Below are 21,581 nucleotides of genomic sequence, written 5' to 3'. Positions count from 1 at the left end.
CAAGCCCTTCAAGATGACGTCGGCTCCGGGAGCACTGAGGTGGGGTCCCCGCCGATGCCGTCCTCGGGCGAAGAGGCCGTGGTCTCACCCACCGCCAACGCGTCCTGGTGTCCCGCGTCCTCGACGGCCTCTCCCCTCACGCCCCTGCCGTTCCGGAGCACCCTCGAGGGAGGAAATGCCACTGGCGTCCATGCGTGTGGCTCGAGCCGATACGTTCAGTACGAACAATCCATGGGGAGTGGAGCGCAACTCCATGTCATCGGCATCTATCAAGCCGCGCTGGGAGCGGATGGCACTCGGAGCGTCCAGGTACGGGTCACGCGTGCTGGCTCCTCGGTGCTTGTCCTGTCCGCGTACACGGCCACCACCTGGAACGTGAAGGTCGAGTCTGGCGCCAGCGTGGAGCGCATCATCGTGAATGGCTACCACGCGCAGAAGGTCTCGGCGCCAGCGGGAGTGCCCGTTGAGATCCGCAGCTACGAGCAGACCCAGGGCTATGTGGGCCCCTTTGCCTATGAGTGGCCAGCCTACGAGTCCACCCAACTCGTCGATGCCGCCGAGGACCTCACCGAGCGGAACCTTTCCTCCTTCCGCGGATGCTATGAGGCGACCAGCTTCGAGATCGGTGAGCCGGGAACGCTGCGGCCCGAGAACACGGTGTCCACCGCCTCCGAGCCAGTCGTGCCCAGAGGGTGTGAGCAGCTCACTACGGAGTCTGCCTATTGCATGACCCTCAACTACAACACCCCCACTGTGGTGGGGCTGGACAGTGGACGGACGTGCGCTGGCGTGCCCTCCAAACTCTCCGGTAGTGTCTCCTCCCTGGCTTGGAATGGCAATTACCTCTACGGCTGTATTCACGGACGGGGACTGGCGCGCATCTCCCTCGTGGATGGAAGCGCGGACATCGCCCCCATCGCTTGCCAGGCGGTCACTTCGTACCGCAATGGTTTGCTCACCCTGCTCGACTACGATGGCACCAACACGTCCGTGTTGAACACGCCCGTCCAGTTCGACACCTTCCGGAACGCGGCGCGGCATGTGACCTCGTGCACGCTCAGCAACCGCCCCCATGCCAGCAGGATGGCGGCCGGGGGAGACCGCGGGTACTTCGCGTGGCACGCCACGGACTCCATCGAGACCTTCGCGCTGAATCGCACGGAGAGCCCCCAAACGATCAAGCTCGAGGGTTACAACGGCTGGATCATGGGGATGGACGCCACGGAGGATGGCCGTCTGCTCATCCTGGGCAACAATCCCGAGCTGCTCTCCTTCAACAGCACGACGGGGGCGGCTCTCGGGAAGAAGACCCTTCCCTTCCGCGCCAACGGTCTGATCTGCAAGACACGCAACGCAACGGCCATCCCCTGAGCCGCAGAGGGAGTTGAGGGTCCCCTCCTTTGGTTTTTTGGTTTTGGGGCCCTCGCTCACCGCGGCGCGGAGCGTGCCGCCTGCTCCAGCTCGGCACGCAGCAAGGGAAGAACGGACTGCTGAAGCGACGAGTCCCTCCCCACCCGCTGCTCGATGGACGAGGGCTTCGCCGGCGTCGCCGTCAGTGTGAACACGAAGGTCAGCAACAAGGACGACCCATCCGAACACCTGGAGTTGACACTCCCATTGAAGCGGAGTTCGAGCGCCGGGTCACCTTCCGTCGCTGTTCCCTTTCCATCCGAGAATCTCCAGACGTACTCGCAGCCCTCGTTCTCGTACGAGGGGCACTCCCTCTCGTCGAGGGTGAAAGCGTTGGCATTCTGGACCGTCGCCGTCAGGCCACATTGGAAGTCCAGGTAGAGCTTGTCGGAGCCGAAAGCATCGGCCACGACCCTCAGGGTCGTCTTGACATCCTGGGTCTGCTTGCGACTGCCGTTGGACAAAATCAAGTTGCCCGACGCATCGAAGGAGCCGACGAAGCTCCTCCGAGGATCTTCTCCACAGGAGCAGAGGCCCAGGAGCAAAAGGAGGGTGAACGGAAGGACGAAGGGGCGCAAGAGGTGACCTCGGTCAGGAGTTCACCCATTGTATGAATGAGGATTCGCTAAAGGTGAAGCTTCTATCAAGATGCATCCAGTGATAGACACCTCATCCACCCAAGGTCGCTTCAGAACTCCAGTTCACCGGCCTCGGACGCCCGCCGTCATGCCACCGTCCGCCACGAACACCCCGCCCGTGCTGTAGCTGCTGTCGTCACTGGCGAGGAAGAGGTTCAGGCGGGCGATCTCCTCGTTCGTCCCGTAGCGCTGCATGGGAATGCGCTGAGACATCCGGCTCTTCACCATCTCCTCGTTGCCGGGCGCGAGCCGCGTGTGGATGCCCGCCGTCATGTCGTTGTCGATGACGCCCGGGCACACCGCGTTCACCCGGATGTTGAACGGCGCGCCATCGTGCGCCAGCGAGCGCGCCAGGCCCACCACGGCGTGCTTGGCGGCGGTGTACGCCGAGTTGGCCGGAAACGCGACCATCCCCATGATCGAGGAGGTGAGGACGATGCTCCCGCCCCCACGCTTGCGCATCTCGGGGAACGCGTATTTGACGGCCAACCAGCAGCCGCGCACGTTGACGGCCATCACTTCGTCGAAGTCCTCCACGGAGTGCTCGTCCAGGGGCTTGTAGGGGCCCTCGGCGCCCGCGTTGCCCACCAGCACGTCGACGCCGCCGAAGCGCTCCACCGCCTGCTGGAAGTAGCGCTGCGTGTCCTCGACCTTCGACACATCCGCGACCGCGTAGCCGAGGTTCTCGTGGTGAAGCTCCTCAAGCGTCTTGCGGAGCTTCTCCTCGGTGCGGCCCACGATCAGCACCCGCGCCCCCTCCTGCAGGAAGAGCTTCGCCGTCGCCGCGCCAATCCCGCCGCCACCACCGGTGATGATGGCGACCTTGTTCTCCAACTTCTTCATGAGCCAGCTCCGTGCGTGTGAATGCCCGAGGCCCACCCGGGCCGACGGTATCTTCGGAAGAAGTGAAGGAGCATCGCAAGACGACGCCCGGCGAGCAGCGGCTCCTCGGACGCCGGGATGAACGCTCGGTACTGCTCACGCCACTCCCGCGGTGGGAGGTCCCCCACGCAGGGTGTCAGGCTCTTCGACACCCTGCGTGGACCTCTCATGAATCATCAGCGGCTCGCTGGCACCTCGAGCTCGGAGATCTGCAGGAAGCCCGTGGCGGACCCCGGAGCGGGGCTCGTCATCTCGAGCCGCAGCTCGGTGGTCCGGACAGGGTCGAAGGAGATGACCGTGGGCTGGTTCGAGGCCGACGCCCAGGTGATGGAGGGGTTGGAGACCGGCACATAACCCTTGCCATCCCAGAAGGAGACCACGAGCGAGGCGGGCAACACGTGCTTGGGGCCGGTCGTGAACCAGGCCGTCACGGAATCGAGGGACTGCTCCTGGGGCCACTTGAGCGAGACCCAGTCCGACGCGTTGGCCGAACTCACCGCGGGCAGGAGCGCGGTGGCCGCCTTCTCATAGAAGTTCGACCAGCCCTCCGAGGCCTTGTTCCCGTCGAGCATCGCCGCGGGCACCGTCGCGGGAGAGCCCGAGAAGCTCGCGTCGGCGGTAGGGGTTCGCGGATCCACTGGCGGCACGGTCCCCACGCGACTGGCCGGACCCGCCGGCGCCACGGCCACCGCGGAGCCAGCCCCGGAACTACTCCCGCCCTCGGCGACAATCGTCGTGGAGCCCGGAGTCAGCCCGTCCGATGACGCGGTGACGGTGATGGGCCCGGAGGTGACGCCGGACTGGATGATGGCCAGTGCCTTGCCGTTGAAGGCCGTCCGGGAAGAGGCCTTGTAGTTCTCCGCGCTCTCCTGACGCCCGTTGTCGGCGCCCACCAGGGCTCCGCCCGTCACCTGGAAGTGGATCAGGTTCGCGGCGCTGGGAACCATCACCCCCTTCGAGTCCACGACCTCGACCGTCACGAATGACAGCGACTTGCCGTCCGCGGTGATGACCTTCTTGTCCGGGGTCAGCCTCAAGGTGTTCGGCGCTCCGGCGGTCCGCAGCACGTCCCGGGCCACCTCCACGCCGTCGCGTTTGGCGATCGCCACCAGTTCTCCCGGCGCGAACGGCACGCTCCAGGACAGGTGCAGCTTGCCAGCACTGCCATTGGGACTGGTGTAGCTGCCCGGAAAGGGGCCCGTGGTGAACGTCTTGTCATCACCGGTGGCCTCCTCCGTCTCCAGATAGGCCCGGCCATCCAGGGTCTTCTTGTGGCTGAACTTCCGCTCGCCCAAGGACTGACCGTTCAGCAACAGCTCCACGGTATCGACATTGGCATAGGCCCAGACAGCCACGGACTGGCCAGGCTCGTGGTCCGTCCAGTTCATGGGGAGCAGATGGACCATGGGCTCCTGGGTCCACTGGCTCTTGAAGAGGTAATACATGTCCTTGGGGAAGCCGGCCGTGTCCACGGCGCCAAAGAACGAGGCCTTCACGGGATAGACGTCGTACGGGGTCGGCTCGCCGATGTAGTCGATGCCCGACCAGAGGAACTCGCCGGCGAAGAACTTCCGATCCCGATCCTTCTTCAGGCCGTACTCCCCACTCATGGTCCAGGAGGCCAGGTTGTTGTCGTAGGAGGACGTGCCCCGCTTGCCCGGGGTGTAGTTCTCACCGGTGTTCAGCAGGTGGGGGTCCTGGTACACGCCCCGGGTGGACGTCTCCGACGAGGACTCCGACTCGAAGAGGAACTTGTCCGGAAACGCGGCCCGGAGCCCATCCACCGACTTCGCCGTGTTGTAGTTCAGGCCCAGGCCATCCAGCAGCCCGAGGATCCGCGCGGCCGGCGACGTCGGTGAGGGCACGCGCCGGTACTTGTCCGAGCCGATGACAATGGGCCGGGAGGTGTCGATGGACTTGATGTCCTCGACCAGCCGCTGGGCCATCGCCAGACCCGCCTCCGAGGTCGAATCCGGAATCTCGTTGCCAATGGACCACATGATGACCGCGGGAGAGTTCCTGGCGGCGTTCACCATTTCCTTGATATCGGCATCACTGTGCTCATCGAAGAAGCGCCCGTAGTCATATGGGTTCTTCCCGGTCCTCCAGGAGTCGAAGGCCTCCACCAGCATGACGATGCCCATCTCCTCGCAGATGTCGATCAGCTCGGGAGAAGGCGGATTGTGCGCGGTCCTGAGGGCGTTGACCCCCATGCTCTTCATGATCGTCATCTGCCGCACCTGGGCATCGCGATGGACGGCCGCCCCCAGCGCGCCGAGATCATGGTGCAGATCGACGCCCTGAATCTTCGTGTACTCGCCATTGAGCGAGAAGCCCTCGTTGGGATCGATGCGGAAGTACCGCATGCCGAAGCGGGTGGAGGTGATGTCCACCTCCTTTCCCTCGGAGACGAGGGTGGTTTCCAGGGTGTACCGGTAGGGATTCGCCAGCGACCAGAGCGTAGGGTGCTCGACCCGGATGCTGGCCGTGAGCCGTTGGGGCACCGGACCCAGCGCGGTGGCGTGTGACGTGGCCTGCGCCACGACCTTCCCGTTGGCGTCCTTCACCAGGGAGCGGACCTCCACGTCCTTGGGTGTGCCGCCCTCGTTGACCACGTCGGTCTGCACGCGGACGTCCGCGTAGCCCGCCCCCACCGTCTTCTCGAGGTCCGGGACGGTGACGAAGGTGCCCCAGCGCGCCACGTGGATGGGGTCCGTCACCGTCAGGTGGACGTGCCGGTAGATGCCACTGCCGGAGTACCACCGGCTGCTCGGAAGCTGGTTCTGGACCTTGACGGCGATGACGTTGGGCGTCACCCCATCCGTGTACACCCGGGGGGACAGGTCCACGTTGAAGGCGGTGTAGCCATAGGGGTGGTTGCCCGCCAGTTCACCATTCACATAGACGGAGGAGTCCATGTACACGCCATCGAATTCGATGGAGAGCTTCTTGCCCGCCATGGACGGCGGCAGGGTGAAGGTCTTCCGGTACCAGCCCAGGCCCCCCTGGAAGAAGCCCGTCCCACTGGTGGTCCCCGGCCCCGGGCTGGGGTCCCGCTCGATGCTCCAGTCGTGAGGAACATTCAGCTTCCTCCACGACGAGTCATCGAAGGACGGCTCGTGCGCGGTCACATAGGAACCGCTCGGGTCGGTGATTCCCTCGGGGTTGACCAGGACGAACTTCCAATCCCTGTCGAAGTCCACGCGCCTGCCAGGGTTCTGCTCCGTGGCGGGGGGAGTGGGCTCTTCGCCCTTCGGGGGCACCGGCTGGTTCGCCACACATCCCAATCCCAGACACACCAGCCAGGCAGCCCACATTCCTGGCGCGTTCCTACCCATCCACTTCCTGTCGTTCATGAGTCCCAGATCCCAGTCGTTCAGCGCACGTGATGGACAGGCGCAGCATGGAAGGATTCGCGGAGAACCGCATCGCTCAAATTTTCCTCCCCCACGCCCTGCGTCTTCCTGGAGGGCCGAGATGTTCACTGCTCCACCGACACACCGCGCAATCCGCACTCCGGGTAGGGCACGATGTGTCGGCACGAGTTCTTCAAGTGACCCGATTCGTCATCGATCGACGAAAAATGTCACTCCCCGCCCCCAAGCCAGCGGGGTTGCTCCTGATTCCGAGGGCCTGGCCGTCCGCCTGCTTTGGTATGGTTCGTGCTGAGCGACCCGGAGCACGACGTGCAACCCCCTTGAAGTGACTCGCTCGATAGGAACCCCATGAACCGTCTCATCCTTCGCAAGCACCGAGGCTTCTCGATCATCGAATTCCTGATCGTGGTGGCCATCCTCAGCATCCTCGCCGCCGTCGCCATCCCGAACTTCAACAGGTTCAAGACCAACGCCCAGCAAGGTGAGGCCAAGGCCAACCTGAAGTCCTGGTTCTCCGCGCAGCGCGCCTACCACCAGGAGAACAGCAGGTACTCGGAGAACGTGCATACGGTGGGCTTCCTGCCCGAGCTTGGCAACCGTTACGCCTACTATTTCGCGAGCAGCCTCAACTGCATCACCCGCGAGGCGTCGGGCGTCACCGATTCCCCGAACGCCAACTGCATCACCGTCGACAGGGCGCAGTTCCCGAACGGCGCCCTGACGCCCAAGGCCATGCTGCCGATCGGCATCAGTTACGAGGGCGAGGGCGCGGACCCGGGCATGCCCGGCCTCAACGCCTGCACCACGGGCACCGGCTGCAACATCTCCGGCCTGGCCGCCGGCAACATCGACAACGAGTACCTCGGCATCGACACCTGGTGGATCTCGACCAAGGACGCCTCCAGGATCGCCGCTTACTGCGGCAACAGTGAGTTCGAGAGCGTCGCCGGCGAGCCGTACCTCTCCTTCAACGATATCGACTGCGACACCTGATGCTCGTCCCCCGCGTGCGCGGCAAGAAACCGTGTCAATTCCCCCAGGGAGGTATGGGCTCGTCCAGACACACGGGTAGAGTCAGGGCGACCGTGTACTGAAACTGGAAGCGGGGACTGCTTGCACGTCATTCATTTCTCCGACACCCACCTGGGATTCGCGGAGTCGTCCCGCGTCTCCTCAGGCTCGGGTGTCAACCTGCGGGAACAGGACGCCTACGACGCCTTCAATACCGTGATTGAAGAGGCCGTCAGGCGCCATCCCGACCTCGTCATCCACGCGGGAGACCTGTTCCATACGCCCAGGCCCTCCAACCGTGCCCTCGTCACGGCCATGGCTGGCTTCAAGCGGTTGAGTGAGGCGGGCATTCCCGTGGTCCTCATCGCGGGCAACCACTCCGTGCCGCGAATGAGCACCACCGCCTCCATCTTCGAGGCCCTCTGCCTCCTGCCCGGCATCAGGGCCGCCTACCAGCAGCGGTACGAGGTCTTCGAGGTAGGCAACGCGGCCATCCATTGCGTTCCCCACGCCCCGACCGACGAGGCGCTCCGCGACGCCCTGTCCCAGGTCCGCGCTCGCGAGGACAAGCGCTTCAACCTGCTCGTCACCCATGGCGCCGTGCGTGGCACCGTGGAGGACCTGTCGCTGGGGGAGTTCAACGAGGTCGCCATCTCCCGCGACACCATGGCCCGGTTCTCCGGGTTCGACTACGTGGCGCTCGGCCACTACCACAAGCACACCCAGGCCGCGCCCAACGCCTGGTACTCGGGTTCCACCGAGCGCTTCTCCGTGAAGGAGGCCGGCTACCCGAAGGGGTTCGTGGAGGTCACCCTCTCCTCCTCCCGGCCGGTGGTGCGCTTTCAGTCCATCCCCGTCCGGGACATCTCCGTGGCGCCGGAGATTGACTGCGGCAAGCTGCGGCCGGACGAGGTCGTCTCGCGAGTGGAGCGGGTGCTCGGCAAGCTGGCGCCCGCCCGGGGGCACATCGTCATCCTCAAGCTCCGGGACATCGAACCGGCCACCTGGAGCGAGGTCCAGCGCGAGCGGCGGCGCATCGAGCGCGAGGTGCTTCCGGAGTGCTTCGAGCTGCGCTGGGAGCGCACCTTCGCGGCGGCCGTCCGGGGCCCGGGCGCGGCGGGAGAGGGCATCGGCTCGCTTCAGGCGGAATTCGCGGCCTTCATGCGCACCGCCCCCGTCGAGGAATCGGCCCGGGAGCCGCTGCGGCGGCTGGGCGAGCAATTCCTCTCCGAGGCCCAGAACCGGGAGGCGGCGAAGTGATTCTCAAGCACCTGGTGCTTCACAACTACCGGAAGTTCCGCGCGCTCGACATCGATTTCCCCGAGGGGCTCATCGCCATCGTCGGCCGCAATGGCATGGGCAAGAGCACGCTCATCGAGGCGGTGGCCTTCGCCCTGTATGGCACCGAGGCCTCCCGCACCGGAGCCACGAGCATCCGAAGGGAGGGCGCCGCCTCCAGCGAGCCCTGCTCCGTGACGTTGGAGTTCACGGTCCGCAACGAACCCTACCGGGTCGTCCGGAAGCTGACCGGTGCTCATGAGACGCAGGAGGTGGCGCTGTACCGCGGTGGGAATTCCCAGCCGTTGGCGAGCCGCACCAAGGCCGTCCAGCAGGCGATCCGACAACTGCTGGGGATGGACTACCTCACCTTCACCCGCTCGGTCCTCTCCCGTCAGAAGGAGGTCAACATCCTCTCGGAGTCCACCCCGGGGGAGCGCAAGAAGGCCATCCGCCGGATGCTCGGCATCGAGTCCATCCAGTCGGCGATCGAGGCGGCACGCGAGCAGCGTCGTGGCAAGGAGCAGTGGCTTCACGGCGTCCAGGAGTCGATCAAGGACTTGCCTGACCTGCGCGACCAGGAAGAGGCGCTGAAGCCCAGGCTGCGGGAGGTGCGCCAGCACGCGGAGAAGATGGGGCAGCACGTGAAATCCACGGTGACCGAGTCGCTGGCCGCGCAGAGGGAACTCGACGCCCAGGAGCAGCTGCGCGCGAAGGACGAGACGCTGAGCAAGGAATTGGCGGGCGCCAAGGTGGAGCTGCGTGCATGTGAACAGACGATCCAGGACGTGCGGCGGCAGGTGGCCGCCAGCGAGAAGGCCGGCCAGGAGCAACGGGCCGTGGAGCCGGCCGAGCGGGAGTTCCTGAAACTGTCCCGGCGAAAGGAACAGCTGGACAAGGCCTCGGGCCAGCACAGCGAGCGTGAGGAACTCGAACGGGAGTGCCACGAACGCACCCTCGAGCTGGAAGAACTCGACAAGACGATCCAACAAGCACGTGCGCGCGTGGAGAAGGGCCAGGCCCTTTCCAAGAAGCACCGGAGCGTGAGCGCGAAGAAGGAGAAGCTCGCGCGCCAGTCACGTGAATGCCAGAAGGTGTTGCAGACCTCGCGGAAGGTCCTGGCCCAGGCCGAAATCCGGGCACAAGACACCCGCAAGCACGTCCAGACGCTGAGAGCCATCGGTGCCCGCGACGGAACGTGCCCCACTTGCAGCCAGAAGCTCGGAGCCGGCTACCGGGAGCTGGTGAAGAAACTGGAGGCGGAGGCGCGCGCCGCCGAGGCCGCGTACAAGAAGCAGTCCGCCCACGAGAAGAGCGCGCGGCAGGCCACCTCCGCCGCCGAGGCCGCTGTCACCCGGGAACAGCGAAGCCTCGACGACCTGGACGCCAGACTCCGGCAGCACCGCGAACAGATCCAGAAGCTCCAGTCCCTGGAGCAACAGCAAGTCACCCTGGCGGACCAACTGAAGAAGAAGGGGGAGCGCCTGGCGCGGCTCGCCACCGTCGATTACGACGTCCGCGAGCACCGGCTCGTGGAAAAGCGGCTCACCGGACTGAAGAAGCAGCATGAACTCTTCGCGCGGCTGGGACAGGAGGCGAGCCACCTCGCCAACCATCAGAAGCGATTGAAGGCCGAGCTGGCCCGGCAGGAGAAGTCGCGGCGGCACGAGGAGCGGCTGCAACAAGAGCGTCGTACGCTGGGCTTCGAGCCCAATCGGTACACGGCGGCGAAGACCCGGCGTCACCAGGCGAACCAACGGGAACGCGCGGCAAGCGAGGCCCATGCCGCGGCCCGGGGACCGCTCGCGGCGTGCGAGGAACAGGCCCGGTCACTGCGCCAGCGCATCATCGCGCTGGAGCGGGATGCCGAGCGCATCCGTGGCGAGAAGGCGGAGTCCCTCCAACTGGCCCAATTGGTGGAGCTATTGCAGGCGTTCCAGGACGAGCTCATGGCCCGGGTGGGTCCGCAAATAGAGGAGTACGCGTCACGGCTCCTCGATCAGATGACACGGGGCCGCTACTCCCGGATGATCCTGGACGACGAGTACAAGATTTCGATTGATGATGGGGGGCAGGCTCACGCCCTCGATCGGTTCTCCGGCGGTGAGGAGGACCTGGCCAACCTCTGCCTGCGCATCGCCATCTCCCAGATGGTCGCCCAGCGCGCGGGCGGAGACACGTCCTCCCTGCTGGTGCTCGATGAGGTCTTCGGCTCGCAGGACATCGAGCGCCGCGAACGCATCCTCGAAGCGCTCAATCGCGTCCAGGGCATGTTCCAGCAGATCCTCCTCATCACCCACATGGAGGACATTCACGAGCGCGTGCCGAACATGCTGCGCGTCACCGAGAATGGTGCGCGCGATGCGAGCATCGCCACCTTCTAGGGTTCCGCCCGCCAGCAAGCGCGGGTAGCAACCCGGCGAGGACTCCCAGGAACGGCGACGCCAGGGGGTCCCCCGTCTATACTCACCGGCCTTCGGAAGGTCGGGTCTCCCCTCATGAATGGTCGTCGCGTCCTCTCTCCAGTCCTCCTTCTTGGCGCCGGAACCGGCGAGGCCACCTGCGGCATCCTCTATCTCGCGGGCTATCTGCGACGCGGCGGGATCGAGGCCTTCGTCCGGCTCTACGACGGGGACCACACCGAGGAGGAGGTCGCTCGCTCGCTCGAGGCCCTGGTGGCCCGCGTGCGCCCCCGGCTCGTCGGCATCAGCCTCAAGTGGTTCCACCACGTCCACCGCGCGCTGCTCCTGGCCCGGACGCTGCGCGAGATCGATCCCACCATCCGGATCGTCGTGGGCGGCAACACCGCCTCCTACTGGTGGCGGGAACTGCACGCGTTCGACTGCATCGATCACATCGTCCTGGGCGACGGCGAGCGGCCACTGCTGGCGCTCTGCGAGGGCGACCCCTCCCCGCCCAACTGCGTCACCCTGGGTCCGAACGGCACCCCACGCCGATTGCCCCTGGAGTACGTGCAAGGCGCCACGAACAGCGAGGACGTCTATTACTCGCACTTCGACGACATCTTCCTGAGCCACCAGGATCGCCATGCCTTCTCCGGGTGGGTCGCGCCCGGCAAGGGCTGCGGCGAGAACTGCCTCTATTGCGGTGGAGCCCGCGGCAACCAGAAGGCGGCCTTCGGACGCGCCAGGCCGTTCCTGCGCTCCGAGGAGAGTGTGCGCCGCGACCACCAGGAGATCGCCCAGCGGGCGTGGCAGCTTCGCTACGACTTCTCGGGAAGCTCGGCGGCGTTCCTGCAAAGCACCTGGGCGGGGGTCGATCTCTCACGCCACTCCTGCATGTACTTCCTGTGGGGGGTGGCCCGCCTGGAGCTCATCGACGCCCTGGCCCAGACCTTCGAGCACGTCCACATGGTGCTCGACATCGGCTGCTTCTCGGAACAACAGCGGCACGAGCAGATGCGCCGCGGTCTGCTCAAGCCGTGTGCCTCGGATCAGCAACTGCTGGAGATCATCGACGGCTGCCGCCGCCACAAGAACCTGGACATCGAGGTCTCTGGAATCGCGGGCCTGCCCTTCGCCAGCGAGGCCACGCTCAAGGAGGAAGTACGCCTGGTGGAGCGGATGATCAGCCTCGACTGCCTGGTGGGCTATCAGCGGCTCGAAGCGCAGCCCGGGGCGCTCGCCACCGAGCACCCCGCGCGGTTCGGTATGGTGAGCGAAGCGCGGACGTTCACGGAGTTCCTCGAGTACTTCGAGCAGCGCGAGCCCGGTGACGTGTCGTCGGTGCCGATGCTGCGCTTCCGCGACGCGGCGCTCGAGCGGGCGGTGCAGCGCACGTCGGAGCACGTGGATGCCCTCGCGAGGAAGCACGAAGAGAAGAAGCAGCGGATCCCACTCAACGCACGCACCCGGCTGAAGAACACCGCGCCCTCGACGCTTCGGTTCGAGCTCGGTGATTGGTTGGGTGCGCATCGAGTCCCCGCGAAGGTAGCGCGGGAACAGGTGACCGTCGTCCGGTCGGTGAACGGAACGGGCATGGCCTGTGCGCCTTCGGTCAGCCCGCGAAGATTCACCGACCCGACGCTGGACCAGGGCGAGGACGGCCGGATCCTCCTGGCCACCCTGGCCGCCTTCGAGCGCCCGACGACGGTCGCCCACGCGGTGACGCAGTTGGGGTCGAAGGTGAAGCTCGACCCGCACTCGGCGCACGAGGTCATCGAGCATCTCGTGAACGGACGCTTCCTCCAGCCGGAGTGAGGCCCCCCCCGAGGTTCGTGCTTTTTATCGCGGACCCCTCCGCGTTTTTGCTACTGAAGCGGCACGGAGTCCTGGGAGGCCCGCGATGCTGAAGGAAGAGCGCCATCGCCGCATCCTCGAGATCCTCGGCACCGAGGGCCGCATCGTCGCCGGAGAGCTGAGCGAGCTGCTCGGGGTATCGGGTTTCACCATCCGGCGGGATCTGGACGAGCTCGCCGAGGCCCATCTGCTGCGCCGGGTCCATGGCGGGGCGGTGGCGCGCTCTCCGGTGGCGCCCACGTACGAGGAGCGCCAGCAGCAGGGCGTGCCGGGGAAGATCGCCACGGCGCGCGCCGCCGCGACGCTGCTCGAGCCAGGGCAGGTCGTCATCCTCGACGGCGGGACGACGGCCTTGCATCTGGTGGATGCCATCCCGCCGGATCACACCGGGACGTTCATCACCCACTGTCCGGCCGTGGCCACGGCGCTGGCCCGCCATCCGGGCATCGAGGTCGTCCTGGTGGGGGGCACGTTGGACAGACGAGCCATGGTGGCGGTCGGGGCCAACGTCATCGAGACATACAGGCGCATCACCGCCGACGTGTGCTTCCTGGGTGTCTGGAGTCTCAACGCCACCAGTGGCATCAGCGGGCCCTATTACGAGGAAGTGGAGGTGCGCCGCGTGCTGCTCGGCTGCGCGGACCGCATCGTCGGGCTCGCCTCGCGCGAGAAGCTCGGCACCGCGGCGCCCTTCTCCATCGGGCCGGCCACCGGGCTGACGCACCTGGCGACCGAGCCGGACGTGCCCGAGGAGATGCTCCGGCCCTTCGTCGAGCTGGGCATCCATATCGTCCAGGGTGGGCGCCCGCCTCCCACGCCCTCCCGGCCGCGATAGCCAGTCACCGCGAAGACGCGCGGAAGCTCAGCGCTGGAGGAGCAGCGCTCTCACCGGGGAGGCACGGCCGGCGATGATGTCCAACCGAGTGGCCTCCGCGTTCGACCCGATGCAAGAGGCCAAGGCAGCGCGGCTCCCCTCGCCGCGCCTCACCGGCGCCGTGGGCCTCGCCGACAGCGGCTTCCTTGCTCCGGCGGAGATGAAGCCTGGTGCACGATGAAGTGAGTCCGTCCTTGCCGGGCCCCTGCCACGCCGCCCGCCCATGCACTTGTGAGCCTCCACCCCACGCCCCAGTTTTGCGGCATCCACGGGATGTGAGGAGGTTCTGGAGATATGGGAATGCGTCGATGGTTGTGGAGCGCGGGGCTGCTGGCGGTCATGGGAATGAGTGTTGGCTGTGCTCACAACGAGGAAAAACAGGCACGCCACCAGACCGAGAAGGTGGGTGAGGCCGTCGCGGAAAAGGTCCGCTTCGCCGACCAAGTCGCTCTGTTGAATCAGGGGCAGATCGCGATGGGCCAGCTCGCCCTGAGCAAGTCCAACAACCCCGAGGTGAGACGCTTCGCACGGGAGCTGATCCGGGACCATCAGCGAAACCAAGCCGACCTGGAGGCCCTGGCCCGGACCAAGGCTTTCTCGCTGGCCGTGCTGGACCTGGGCTGGGAACAGCGGGGAGTCGGTGGCGCGGGCTACGAGGGCGCGCAGAAGGGCGTCGAGAAGGGTGGCCGACGCTACGACAAGAAGCTCGACAAGCAGGTGGACCAGTTCATCGACAAGCGCGACCAGATGGCGGTGCTGAGCAGCAGAGAGTTCGACAGGGCTTTCCTGGACGAGGTGCGCGAGAAGCAGAAGCAAGGCGGGAAACTCGTCGACGAGGGCCTGGACAAATACCGCGATGACGCGGCGATGGCCGTGTTCCTCTCGAGGACCGCGCCGGTGCTCGACAGCCACAAGCAGCGGGCCGAGTCGCTCGAGGACACCCTGCGGGAGTGAGCGCCCGTGGGGATGAACGTGGGAGCGGCGCCCGCCCCTCGCGGCTGGCGGGCGCCTTCCGTGAGACCGCGACCCACCGGGTCGCGGAGCAGGCTCCCGCGGGGCCGGGTCTGGGCACGCAACAGCGTGTGGCTGCTGCCCACCCTGGGAGCGGTGCTGGGAGCCGGGCTGGCCGGGTTCTTCGTGGCCAACCCCCTCGACACCAACCACTGGCTGCTGCGGGGCCTGGCCTGGCGCACCTCCGTCCAGCAAGCACGGGCGGGCCTTGGTTCGGTGTTGGGGGTGGTGCTCACCATCCTGAGCATCGCCCTGTCGCTGTCGCTGTTGGTGCTGCAGAACATCGCCAGCCAGTACTCCCCGCGCCTGCTACGCCTCTTCATGCACGGCCTGGGCTTCCGCATCCTCATCCCCACGTTCGTGGCCACGGTTGTCTACTGCCTGGCCGGCATGTACGCGTTCGGCTTCGTGGAAGACCATGGCGTGGCGCCCCGTCCGGCGCTCTCCATCGCCATGCTGCTGCTCGTCTGCTGCGGCATGGCCCTGCTCTTCCAGACGACGTCCACGCTCGCCCTGGTGCGCGCCGAGCAGATCGTCCACCAGACGACGGCGTACTCCCTGAAGGTGGCGCACAAGTTGGACCAGCGACGCCGCCTGGGCGTGGAGCAGTCCCTCTCCGCCCCAGCCCACTCCGGCACGTGGCGGCCCGTGACCTCTCCTTCCTCCGGCTTCGTGGTGGACATCGACGAGCGGGCGCTGCTGCGGCTGGCCGAGGCCCACGAGCTCGTCATCCACGTGGACGTGGTCATCGGCGAGCCCGTGGTGCGGGGCGGGCGGCTCGGCCGGGTGCTCTCGGAGAGGGGGCCCCTCACGGAGGACCCACCCATGGAGTGGGCCGTGGAGCGCGCCGTGCTCATCGGCCCCTGGCGCGAGCCGGACAGGGACCTGGCGCTCGGGGTGCGGCAGCTCGTGGACGTGGCCATCAAGGCGCTCTCGCCGGCCATCAACGACCCGTCCACCGCGGTGGAGTCCCTGGACCAGCTCACCGTCCTGCTGTGCGAGCTGTGCGCGCTGCCGCAGGGGCCCCGCGTCCTGGCGGATCCGGAGGGCCACCCGCGCGTCTTCCTCCCCGCGCTGGAGCTGGGGGACTACCTCCTGCTGGCCACCGAGCAGATCAGCCGCTACGGCGCCGGAGAGTCGGCCGTGGTGCTGCGGTTGCTACGGTTGGCCGGAGAGGTGGGGCTGAGAGCCAGGCGGGAGCAGGACCAGCGGGCCACCCGCGAGGTGCTCCATCAGGTGCGCACGGACGCCGAGTCGGCCCTGGGCGGCTCCTCGCGCCTGCCGCTGCTGCGGCGCTACGCCGAGGAGGTGGAACGGGCCCTGGAGCACGCCGAGCCCTTGCCGCCCCTGCCCGCGCTCGGCTTCTGAGCGGCCCAGGCCGCCGCCCGCCATCGGCTCAGCGCGCCTTCGCGAGGAACACGCCGAACAGGAGCATGCCGCCCATTCCCGCCGCGAGGACCCAGGGCTCGCGCAGGCGCTCCGCCAACGGGGCCAGGAGGCCACGCGACACCTCCCGGCTCGCCCGATGGAGCACGCTCTCTCCCGCGAGCGATGCTTCCAGGGCGCGCACCTGGCGGACCAGTTCCTCGGAGGCACCCCGCACGCATGCCGCGGCGGCCTGCTCCGTCACCCCCACCGTGGCGCGGCGCACGGCGCCCTCCGCCGCGTCCCGCCGGGCCTTCAGCTCCGTGTCGAGCTGCTCGACGAGCGCGTGAACGAAGCTCCGCCCCGCGCGCTCGAGAAAGGAGGAGAAGACCCCCGTCTGCTCCTCCATCGTCGAGCCGACTCCCTCGACGAAGCCGCGTCCCACCTGGGATGCGAGCCCGGCCACCTCCGGCGCCAGTTGGGGCATGGAGACATGGAGCTGCGCCAGCGCTCCTTCGACCGCTCCAGTGGCCATCATCCGGGCCCGGTCTCCAGGCCTACGGATTTCCACCTGGCGGCTCGCGGCCACCTCCGCCGAGCGCTCCAGCCAGTGGTTCACGCGCTCGAGCAACTCCTGGGAGAGCGCGGTCCAGCCAGGCGTCGAGCGCCGGAGCTCCCCGAGCGCGCCCTGGACCGCCTCCTCGGCGATGACGCGCGCCCAGGCTCCCGGTTGCCAGGCCGGGCGCTCGGCCGCATCGTGCGCCATGCGTCCGAGAATCGCCAACACATCCCGCAGGAGGTCCTGGAACTGTCCGTCGAGTTCCGGAAGTTCCGCCCGCAGCTCCTCGGTGGCACCGCGCACGGCGCCGCTGGCGATTCCCTCGGTCGCGAGACGCCCGGCGGAGAGGGTGAGTTGCCGCAACAGCTCCGCCGGAGACAGGCGCGACTCCTTGCTCATCACTCGCTCCCATCCAGCCCTCGAGATACCCGGGCCCACGTCCCTCCCCGAGGAGACGGTGGGCATCTCACGCTCCGGTGGACAGTGCGCGGCCCCGGGCGTGCCCAGGGGTCCCCCTCTCGCCGCCTCGCTGTCTTCAATGATGGGGCTCGGCCGGGTGATCGCCCACGGACGGCGCCGGACCCGGCACTGCCGGCTCGTCCGGGGCACTCCGCTCCCTCGACGACCTAATACCCCTCCGTGAACGATCCCAGGGCAGGCCCTCGCCCTGGCGCCAGGCCCGTGCCAGCAGCGCCGTGAGCAGAAGCAGGCCCAACAGGAACAACACCAGCAGTCCCAACAGCCAGAGGAAGACGTGATTCACCAAGCCCGAGGCTCGGTCGAAAGCGTGCTCCACCCAGCCCCGGCCAGGGGCTCCGGCTGCACCAACGTCTCCACGCGCTCGACATGGAGCGAATCCAGCACGGCCACGCGCTCGCCCCGGACGCCGTCCAGCACCGCCCGCCGCTCGGAGGAGAGGAAGTCCTGCAGCGACTGGCGCTCACCCGCCACCCACTGGGGGGTCCTGTCGGCCAGCGCCCCCACGCGCACGAGCACATCCACCGAGCGCTCCAGCTCGTGCACGACCGAGACCAGGGCCGGTGCCTCCAAGGCTTCCTGGGTGGTGAGCTCCGCCTGCCAGCGGACCTGCCGCGGCAGGGTGCCGATGTAGAGGTCCACCCGTTGAACCAGATCCCTCGTGTCCTGGAGGGCGGCGGCCGTCGCCCCAGCAGGCCCACCCCGGAGCGGTCCGTGAATTCGGCCAGCAGGGGCACGGTGGACTCGCGCGAGACGAGCGTTCCGGTCAACGGGTGCTCGGAGGCCCACGCATGGACGAGCGCCCGCAGGTTGGACACGTCCTGGCGGCCCGACAGCTCCCGCCAGAGCAGCTCCACCTCCGACTCCAGCTCCTCGAACGAACGCTGGAAGGTGTCCACGACCTCTGGTGGAGCCCGGTCGGGAGCGACTGCTTGAGCTGCGCCAGCAAGGTCCAGCCGTCGATCAGCGCCGCCACCGGATCCGGCTGGAGGAGCGTCGACTGCATGACGGGCACCGCGTTGCTCTTGAAGCGAAGCAGCGCCTCGCGAGTCCCATCCGATTGGGAGCGCTCGGCGGCCACGTCCGCGGTGGCCTCGAGGACGCCCGGGAAGCGGCGCGCCATGTCGCCCATGCGGATGCGCAGCTCGCCCACCAACAGGTTCGATCTGCCCACGCGCTCGAACAGGGGCGAGCACGACTTCAACGCGGCACAGGCCGGCATCAGCACCAAGAACAGGACAGGGAACAGGAGCCGCGGGAGTGTGCGCATGGGGAGGACCGACTCCGCAACCTGCACACGCCCTCCCGCTCCGCCGAGTCGACCCACGATGGGAGGCCGCGTTCCGCGCTGGACGTCTGGCGGCCCTCACGTCTCACCAGATAGCGGAGGATGAGCTGGCCGTAGGTGAGCCTGGGCCGGCCGGACGTCGCGAAACGGCCTCGTACGCCGCGGCCGATATGGGGCGCGGAATCGAGCACGACCCCCCGAGGCCAAGCTGCAAGGTCGGGCCGCCCCGTGTAGTAGAGGCCAAGTGCCACCGAGTGGGTGTGCGGGTTCGTGCGCCCCAGCGCCACCTCCGTCTGACGGCCCACGGTGAAGAGGTACTCGCCCATGAGCGCCAGGGGGACGCCGAGCGGCTTGAAGTCCGCGGCAAGCGCGGCCGCCAGGTCGAACCGGGTGGCGGTGGTATCCTCGTCGACGCGGTCTTCCACGGACGGGTCGAAGGGCCTGGAGGTTCGCCAAGCACGCCTCGCGGACGCGGAGGCCCGCAGCGCTACACCATCCGCCGAGCTCTGCCCCTCCGCACTGGCCCGCGCCCCTCAAAAACCCTCATTTTTCCCATGCTATTCATACCGGGGCCACTTTGCGGAACGATTCCATATCATCAAAGCGATTCAAATATTCGATTTGGGCGGACTCGTAGCGATCCGGGTACAGATTTGACCCCTCTGGTGCGTAGGCGGGATTAACGCTCAATGTTCTCAACATGCGCGCGGGCTTGAAAAAACGCGCGACATGAGCGTAATGGGTGAGTGGTAATCCAATCAGGTTGTCACCCATCTGTGGGTTTGGCCCGGCTTGTACGACAATACCACCGTCAAAAGTATAGACTGGAAAATCCGGCATACCAAAAGCGGACCGCGCCGCAGTATCACCCCCACACAAATCCAACGTTGGCCCATCCACCGCGTTCAACCAGTTGATCGTCGTCATTCCTCCAACGGTCTTTGGATAGAAATGTGAAATTTCGTCGGCGACATAAGAAGCCTCGCCACTGTCTACTCCTGGAAACCGCTTGAGGAATGGGTAGGCGGAGTAGGCCGCATGCATTTGTTTCCCACCCGCGTGAATGGGCGCGCTCAGAGCCAGCCCTGCCGATCCGAAACAGGGCTTGAGAAGCCTGGCGAGTTCCAGGAACAGGTCAATCATGGTGCCCCCCCCCCGCGCCTCAACCCAGGGGAGCGGAACCCGCAGGTGGAAAGATCCGACGCTGTTGGGGGTTGTCCTCAGGTCATCGCGGAGGCGCACCTTGAGGTAGTGGCGGTAGGCATCACGATAAGGGTCACCGCAATCGGTGGCCAGATAATTGAAGGCATCCTTTGCCGCGATGGCGTCCGCCAGAATTTGCGAGGCCGGAGGCAGGTCGCGTGGCATTTTACTTGGCTTTGCTCCCTCGCGCGTCCAAAACCACTTGTACGTCTGGTCGGGAATCAGCTCGCGCAACCGGTCAATCCCGGCCACGGCGCCGGCCCGAACCTCCGGCGAATGCGGACTGCGCATCAAGAACCGCAGCTCGAAGACCAGGACGCCAGCCAGGTACTGCCCTCCCGTTTTCGGCTGCCAATGAATTTCCGCTTCATCCAACTGCTTCCAAAACGACATGAGCTCCTCCTCAATAAGCTGGCACAGCGCGCACACCAGTTTGAAATATTTGCCGAGCCATCTGGGCTGCCGCACTGCGTGCCGCCACGGCCATTTCAGCACTCATCGCCGCGGCACGAACAACACCGGCCGCGGCACGAGCAGTCAACCCGCCTGCCACGACCTCTCCAGCCGGTCCATCAACTGGAACAAGAAACAACGCCGCCGTTGCAACAGCGCCGACGACCGTCAAGGCTCCCAAGCCCACACGTTCCAGAGTAGTAGGTTGAGATTGCTTATAGGTATCTGCCGCCGCGATCAACTCCAATGCAGATTGCCGCTGTTCCTGATTCCCACAATCACACTCTTCATCATCAAGCGTCAATGGAATCCGCCCTCCGCCCATTTCTCGGTAAGCGTTTTCTTGTCCCTCGCTGTACCCCTCATTTCCAAATTTGAAATCCACCACGCGCGCGATGTTATCGATGGTAGGCGCGCGGCTTGGATCTCGTACTATCACGACATCAGGCCTGCGAGTATCCTTGCCATGACGCGGGGTCAATCCCGGGGTCTCCTTCTCAATGCGATTGCCCATGTGCTTCCAGCCACCACCCGTCGGAGGTATAGGGGTGGTACCAAGAGAGCCATCAGGCATCCGCTCTACCAATGGGCTCACCGGGGAATCACGCATATTATAGCTTGTCTGCGACTTGTACCGGCTCTTCCCGTCCATCATCTCGTCGACCTTGCCGATGGTCTCCGAGGCGCACTGATCATACAAGGACTGCCCGCTACTTCCCGCATTGGGATTGGTCTTGCAACAACAGTACACAGCGCACAGGATTTTCTTATCAACCTCAACCAATGCCTCGGCCGTGATCGCACCCGCTCCGGCCTTACACAGGTGCAGCAGAATTGAATCAAATCCTGCGAGTTCACAAAGCTTACCAGCATCAACCATCTCGTTGAACGCCTGGATTCCAGGGGCGAGGACAGATGAACAAACGCTCATACCCGGCCCTCCCGTGATAACTTGTTGCGCAGACCGACCCAGTAGGTCACAGGCAGTCTGCGCATCAGGCATGTCATTGGACCCTCGGGAGCATCGAGGGATTTCGCAATCCAACCACGCAGGGAGGGAACCCGTGCAACATCCCCCCCAGCTCGGAAGCAAGCGACAACAAACATCATCAAATCCCTAGGGTGGCGCAGCCCCAGCTCCCACCCCGACAACAAATACATTTCCAGTTCCGCGTCGCGGTCATTACCTGGCACAAGGGTTCGGTTCAATATCAAGAGGTCACGGAAGCGAGGGAGACTATCCAGGAGGTGGCGCCGCCCCAAAACGTCCATCTGATTCCTATGTATTTTAATCATTCGACCCCCAGTTCTTCCTGCTCAAGAATCCTCGATTCTCTTAAAAGCGCGACGAAATTGGGGCATCTGCCCCCTTTCTCCCCTGATGAGGAACGCGGTGCTCTTCCGCCGGTTTACCAGGTGAATCCTGGATCAGGAGAGATTGAACGATACTCATCTATTTGGAGCGCACGGCTGCCGGACGATTCCTCTCGCGCGCT

At 66.1% G+C, this 21,581-nt stretch carries 17 protein-coding genes; 9 read left to right on the top strand and 8 right to left on the bottom strand.

Going from position 1 to position 21,581, the window contains the following annotated elements:
• Window positions 1-231 precede the first annotated feature (231 nt).
• On the top strand, window positions 232-1,371 hold the full coding sequence (locus tag F0U63_RS09155; RefSeq protein WP_395845508.1) for a hypothetical protein: 1,140 nt from the start codon (window positions 232-234) through the stop codon (window positions 1,369-1,371).
• A gap of 56 nt (window positions 1,372-1,427) precedes the next feature.
• Here F0U63_RS09155 and F0U63_RS09150 read toward each other — a convergent pair whose 3' ends face one another.
• From F0U63_RS09150 to F0U63_RS09140, 3 genes are all read right to left on the bottom strand, one after another.
• Window positions 1,428-1,880 carry a hypothetical protein gene (locus F0U63_RS09150; protein ID WP_395845507.1) on the bottom strand — a complete coding sequence of 151 codons (453 nt, stop codon included), beginning with the start codon at window positions 1,878-1,880 and terminating at the stop codon, window positions 1,428-1,430.
• A gap of 231 nt (window positions 1,881-2,111) precedes the next feature.
• Window positions 2,112-2,891, bottom strand: coding sequence for an SDR family NAD(P)-dependent oxidoreductase (locus tag F0U63_RS09145; RefSeq protein ID WP_395845506.1), 780 nt, complete (start codon window positions 2,889-2,891; stop codon window positions 2,112-2,114).
• Between the two features lie 215 nt (window positions 2,892-3,106).
• Entirely contained in the window at window positions 3,107-6,208 is a 3,102-nt protein-coding gene (locus F0U63_RS09140) for a glycoside hydrolase family 2 TIM barrel-domain containing protein (RefSeq protein ID WP_395845505.1), read from the bottom strand.
• Window positions 6,209-6,655: 447 nt separating this feature from the next.
• Here F0U63_RS09140 and F0U63_RS09135 point away from each other — a divergent pair, with 447 nt between their 5' ends.
• The 8 genes from F0U63_RS09135 to F0U63_RS09100 all read left to right on the top strand — a co-directional run bounded on the left by F0U63_RS09135 (window position 6,656) and on the right by F0U63_RS09100 (window position 16,108).
• Window positions 6,656-7,300 (top strand): type IV pilin protein, encoded by a 645-nt coding sequence (locus F0U63_RS09135; RefSeq protein ID WP_395845504.1) that lies wholly within the window; start codon window positions 6,656-6,658, stop codon window positions 7,298-7,300.
• 120 nt (window positions 7,301-7,420) lie between these two features.
• Complete coding sequence (locus F0U63_RS09130) at window positions 7,421-8,578, top strand: exonuclease SbcCD subunit D (protein WP_395845503.1); 1,158 nt, start codon at window positions 7,421-7,423, stop codon at window positions 8,576-8,578.
• Window positions 8,575-10,980, top strand: a complete 2,406-nt coding sequence (locus F0U63_RS09125; RefSeq protein ID WP_395845502.1) for an AAA family ATPase — start codon at window positions 8,575-8,577, stop codon at window positions 10,978-10,980. The genes F0U63_RS09130 and F0U63_RS09125 overlap by 4 nt, the downstream gene beginning before the upstream one ends.
• Before the next feature lie 114 nt (window positions 10,981-11,094).
• The gene (locus F0U63_RS09120; RefSeq protein ID WP_395845501.1) at window positions 11,095-12,816 is read left to right on the top strand and encodes a B12-binding domain-containing radical SAM protein; all 1,722 of its coding nucleotides are present in this window, start codon (window positions 11,095-11,097) and stop codon (window positions 12,814-12,816) included.
• 85 nt (window positions 12,817-12,901) lie between these two features.
• A complete protein-coding gene (locus F0U63_RS09115) occupies window positions 12,902-13,690 on the top strand; it encodes a DeoR/GlpR family DNA-binding transcription regulator (RefSeq protein ID WP_395845500.1) in 789 nt (262 codons plus the stop codon).
• A 73-nt stretch (window positions 13,691-13,763) separates the two neighbouring features.
• Window positions 13,764-13,910 (top strand): hypothetical protein, encoded by a 147-nt coding sequence (locus F0U63_RS09110; protein ID WP_395845499.1) that lies wholly within the window; start codon window positions 13,764-13,766, stop codon window positions 13,908-13,910.
• A 119-nt stretch (window positions 13,911-14,029) separates the two neighbouring features.
• On the top strand, window positions 14,030-14,683 hold the full coding sequence (locus tag F0U63_RS09105) for a DUF4142 domain-containing protein (protein WP_395845498.1): 654 nt from the start codon (window positions 14,030-14,032) through the stop codon (window positions 14,681-14,683).
• A gap of 60 nt (window positions 14,684-14,743) precedes the next feature.
• A complete protein-coding gene (locus F0U63_RS09100) occupies window positions 14,744-16,108 on the top strand; it encodes a DUF2254 domain-containing protein (RefSeq protein ID WP_395845497.1) in 1,365 nt (454 codons plus the stop codon).
• 28 nt (window positions 16,109-16,136) lie between these two features.
• On the opposite strand, the gene F0U63_RS09095 is transcribed toward F0U63_RS09100, so the two are convergent.
• The 5 genes from F0U63_RS09095 to F0U63_RS09075 form a co-directional block, all read right to left on the bottom strand.
• Window positions 16,137-17,063, bottom strand: a complete 927-nt coding sequence (locus F0U63_RS09095) for a hypothetical protein (protein ID WP_395845496.1) — start codon at window positions 17,061-17,063, stop codon at window positions 16,137-16,139.
• Window positions 17,064-17,423: 360 nt separating this feature from the next.
• Window positions 17,424-17,783 carry a hypothetical protein gene (locus F0U63_RS09090; RefSeq protein ID WP_395845495.1) on the bottom strand — a complete coding sequence of 120 codons (360 nt, stop codon included), beginning with the start codon at window positions 17,781-17,783 and terminating at the stop codon, window positions 17,424-17,426.
• 124 nt (window positions 17,784-17,907) lie between these two features.
• Window positions 17,908-18,411: a hypothetical protein gene (locus F0U63_RS09085; protein WP_395845494.1), complete on the bottom strand. Its 504-nt coding sequence runs from the start codon at window positions 18,409-18,411 to the stop codon at window positions 17,908-17,910.
• Window positions 18,412-18,990: 579 nt separating this feature from the next.
• Window positions 18,991-20,025 (bottom strand): type VI immunity family protein, encoded by a 1,035-nt coding sequence (locus F0U63_RS09080; RefSeq protein ID WP_395845493.1) that lies wholly within the window; start codon window positions 20,023-20,025, stop codon window positions 18,991-18,993.
• Between the two features lie 10 nt (window positions 20,026-20,035).
• A complete protein-coding gene (locus F0U63_RS09075; RefSeq protein WP_395845492.1) occupies window positions 20,036-21,016 on the bottom strand; it encodes a hypothetical protein in 981 nt (326 codons plus the stop codon).
• Window positions 21,017-21,581: the final 565 nt, after the last annotated feature.

Source organism: Cystobacter fuscus (genome assembly GCF_044360685.1).
GTDB lineage: Bacteria > Myxococcota > Myxococcia > Myxococcales > Myxococcaceae > Cystobacter > Cystobacter fuscus_C.
Note: the sequence above shows the minus strand (reverse complement) of the source record. Positions and strands in the feature narration are given on the sequence as shown.